A 3,275-nucleotide genomic window follows, 5' to 3' on the forward strand; every position below is an offset into this window, starting at 1 on the left:
GATCACACGCCGGCAACCGCCCTGTGCCGGCCAGCAGGCTTCGCACCGGCGTACAGGGGCGCAGCGGGGGAGGCAAGGCCGTGCAGCCGGGCCCGGTACAACAGGGCGATGGTCAGGCCGTCGGTGATCTGGCCGTCGCGGACCATCGCTTCCGCCTCTTCGAACGTCACGGTGAGCGCCTTGCGGATGCCTTCGGAGGTGGCGAGTGGACCGACCGAAGCGATCAGCGCGGCGAAGAGGCGGACCTCGTCGCCCAGGGCACCGGTGTCGGGGTGGACCCGGCCGAGGGCCAGCAACTCGGGGGCGTTCGCCCCGATCTCCTCGCTCAGCTCCTTGGCCGCGGTGTCGGTCGAGGTCAGACCCGCCGCGCCGAACCCACGCGGAGCTTCCAAGTGCCAGGACCGGGTGGCGTGCCGGAAGTGCTCGACGAGCACGAGCCTCCCGTCGGGGAGCATCGGTAGGACGGCGGCGCCGGGCTGGGGGGAGGCGCTCATCGTGCGCAGGTAGGTGCCGGGCCGGCCGCCGGGGAAGGTCACGGCGTCGCAGAGCACGATCCGCCTGGTGTCCTGGTAGATGACGCCGCCGGCGCGGGCGACCGCGTCGGGGGCGGTCTCGATGTCGATTCCGCCCGGTGTGTTCGTGAACCATTCGGGACGGGTGGCCCTGAGAGCGTCGTAGTCGTGCATCGTCGGTGTCCCTTCGGATGGAACTGGAAGCGTCGGTGCCCGGGCGTACAGGCCCGCTCGCGACCGGACCGTGCTGGCGCGGGTGCCCGGGGCGGGTGCTGGAAGCCCCGGTCCGGGGTCGGCAGATAGAGGTGCCGCGCGGGGCTTTCGTGTGACGGCCGCTCACCGAGGCGGCAGGAGTGAGGCCATGAACTGGACCGTGGAGGCGAAGGCGTCGCCCGGCCGGGCGTGGACGTCCTCACGACCGTTCGCGGTCATGATCGCGCCGTGCAGCGCGTACTGGTGCGGATTCTGGCTGACCAGGGTCAGGCGGTTGCCGAAGAGCGCGACCACCTGGGCGATCCTGTCGGTCCGCGACAGGCCGGTGAGGATGATCGGCATGTCGGCCGGCAGGTTCTCCGCCAGCCAGTAGAGACCGGGCAGCGCCCACGTGTCCCAGTTCGAGTTCTCCCTGACGGTCTGCAGGTTGACGGCGATCGCCGGCGGCGGCGCGTCCTCGATCCAAGAGGTGTAACGCTTGAGGTCCTCCAGGCGGAACCAGTAGATGTTCGGAACGGTGGGAACACCGGCGTCGGCGAGCTCCTGGGCGATCAGGAGGCACCGGCGCATGTTGAGCAGGTGCTCGGCCCTCGGCCAGTTGCCGTAGATGCTGAAGTTGGGAGCGAGGACCAGGTCCCAGCCCTGGGCGGCGATCTCCTCCACCAGGCCGTCCCGCTTACGGTACGTCCAGAGCGCTTCGACCAGCGGGTCCTCTCCGTAGCCGACGAGGATGGCCTTCTGGCCCTCGCGCAGGGCGAGGACCTCACGGGCCTGCTTGCCGGCGAAGCGCGGGTAGATCGAGTGCGTGTCGGGGCTGAACACCCGGCGGAGACCGACCCCGTACGCGGGCCAGCGCAGGCTGGCGTCCAGCTGAGTGACGGCCGATCCGTCGGTCATCGGGATGAAGGCCGGAAGCTCGGGCAGGACGCCGTCGATGGTGATGTCGTCGAACGTGAGGGTGCCGCCCACATCGGCCATCCACTGCGCGATGTCCGTGCGTGATCCGCAGCGGATCGGGCAGCCGCCGCACGCACCGGCGGGCGAGCCCGCCTCGGTCGCGGAGCAGCCGCAGTACGAGCAGTCCGAGTTGCTGCCCGAGCACAGCGGCTCGACGGTCGCCGGGCCTCCCCGGCCGTCCGGGCCGGTCCAGAACGCGCAGGCGCGGCAGTCGCAGCCGCGGCCGGGCAGGGGCAACGGCTGGCCGACTCGGGGCATCTGAAGGGAAACGGTGGTCATGCGGCGGTCTCGCTCTCTTTGATCGGGGTGGGGTTGGCCGCGTCGGCCAGGTGCTGTTCGAGTTCGCGGAGCGCCAGGCGCAGTGACCCGCGGTCGTACCGGGGGACTTCACGTCCCGCGCGGACCTCGGCCAGCAGGCTGCGGAGTCCGTCAAGGGCGCTGCGGACTACTTGGGAATCCGCTGCGGGAGCCGGAGGGGGAGCCGGTGGCGTGTCCTGCGCGGGGGGAGCGGGAACGGCGGCGACAGCTGGGCGCTCGACCTGGCTGACGGGCCCGGCGTCCTGGGTCTCCTCCCGGGCGTCGTCCGTTCCCTCGGTCTCCGTGTCGGCGGGGCTGAGGGGCTCGGGGACGCGGGTGAGCGCGCGGCGGCGGCCGGCGTTGGCCCGTTCCAGGCGTTCCTCCGCAGCCTCGATCACCTCGTCGGGCTCGAGTTCCGGTGCCGTCAGGCCGATGTCCACGGCACTGGGCAGCAGGTGCAGGCGGCTGCTGCCCTTCAGCGCCGCCCAGATGTCGGCCGCCGCGGCCTCGCGCCCGCGGCGCAGCGCCGCGAACTTGATCCTGGTGTTGAGACGGACGGCCTCCTCGTCCATCTCCTCCGTCAACTCCCGGGGCAGCTCCCGGAAAGCGCGCACGAGTTCGGTGGCCTTGCGCTCGGTCAGCTGAAGGCCGAGGCGGCTGAGGACCTCGGTCCAGGGTGCCGCGCAGCTCTGGTCCGTACCGCGGATCTTCTCCAGCGCCTTGAAGCGCTCGACGCTGTCGGTGATGGCGTAGACGTGGCCCGGGACGGGCTTGCCGGCCCGCAGCAGCTTGCCGACCAGCACGGCGCACCGCTGGTACATCAGGGCAGCGGCCTGCTCGCCCGGGCGCAGAGGCTCACGGGCGAAATTCTCCACAAACCTCCACATATGGCGCTCTTCGTCACTGAGCGGGCCCGGGCACACGACGGCGGGCAGCGCCGCGAAGTGCGGGTTGTCCGGCAGGTTCTGGGCACCCCAGCGCATGGCCCGCAGGCGGCGCTCGCCGGTGACCAGGCGGATGGTCGGGGCGCGGCCGGCGACGGTGATCTCTTCCGCGAGGACGGGTTCGAGCATGCCCACGACCGACATCGACGAGATGAGGTCGGACAGCTCCTCCGGGGCGGTCACGTCGCCGGGCTTGCGTCCCTGGGGCTCGGTGAACGGACTGCCCGGTCCGCGCATCGGCAGCGTCTCGAAGCGGCGCTGCCTCAGCTTGGCGCTGCGCTGGAGGATCTCGGTCAGTTGGATCATGCTGCCGCCCTCGGGCGGCGAGGCTTCCACCGTGGCGATGGTCATG

Annotated in this window: 4 protein-coding genes; 1 reads left to right on the forward strand and 3 read right to left on the reverse strand. The window is 71.5% G+C overall.

What is annotated here, in order from left to right; genetic code table 11:
* Positions 1-2: 2 nt before the first annotated feature.
* Positions 3-686 (reverse strand): NUDIX hydrolase, encoded by a 684-nt coding sequence (locus ABT093_RS40650; protein WP_350572543.1) that lies wholly within the window; start codon positions 684-686, stop codon positions 3-5.
* 162 nt (positions 687-848) lie between these two features.
* Complete coding sequence (locus tag ABT093_RS40655) at positions 849-1,703, reverse strand: DUF4417 domain-containing protein (RefSeq protein ID WP_350572544.1); 855 nt, start codon at positions 1,701-1,703, stop codon at positions 849-851.
* 10 nt (positions 1,704-1,713) lie between these two features.
* Here ABT093_RS40655 and ABT093_RS40660 point away from each other — a divergent pair, with 10 nt between their 5' ends.
* Positions 1,714-1,944, forward strand: a complete 231-nt coding sequence (locus ABT093_RS40660) for a hypothetical protein (RefSeq protein ID WP_350572545.1) — start codon at positions 1,714-1,716, stop codon at positions 1,942-1,944.
* Between the two features lie 13 nt (positions 1,945-1,957).
* On the opposite strand, the gene ABT093_RS40665 is transcribed toward ABT093_RS40660, so the two are convergent.
* Positions 1,958-3,275, reverse strand: a 1,318-nt coding sequence (locus ABT093_RS40665; RefSeq protein WP_350572546.1) for a ParB/RepB/Spo0J family partition protein, incomplete at its 5' end; no start/stop codon positions are given.

The sequence above is a fragment of the Kitasatospora sp. NPDC002551 genome, from assembly GCF_040296005.1.
Lineage (GTDB): Bacteria > Actinomycetota > Actinomycetes > Streptomycetales > Streptomycetaceae > Kitasatospora.

Excerpts from the sequence above, each read along its gene's own strand:
- ABT093_RS40655 (WP_350572544.1), bottom strand. The coding sequence starts at position 1,703 with ATGGCCGATGTGGGCGGCACCCTCACGTTCGACGACATCACCATCGAC.
- ABT093_RS40650 (WP_350572543.1), bottom strand. The coding sequence starts at position 686 with ATGCACGACTACGACGCTCTCAGGGCCACCCGTCCCGAATGGTTCACG.
- ABT093_RS40660 (WP_350572545.1), top strand. The coding sequence starts at position 1,714 with ATGTCCGTGCGTGATCCGCAGCGGATCGGGCAGCCGCCGCACGCACCG.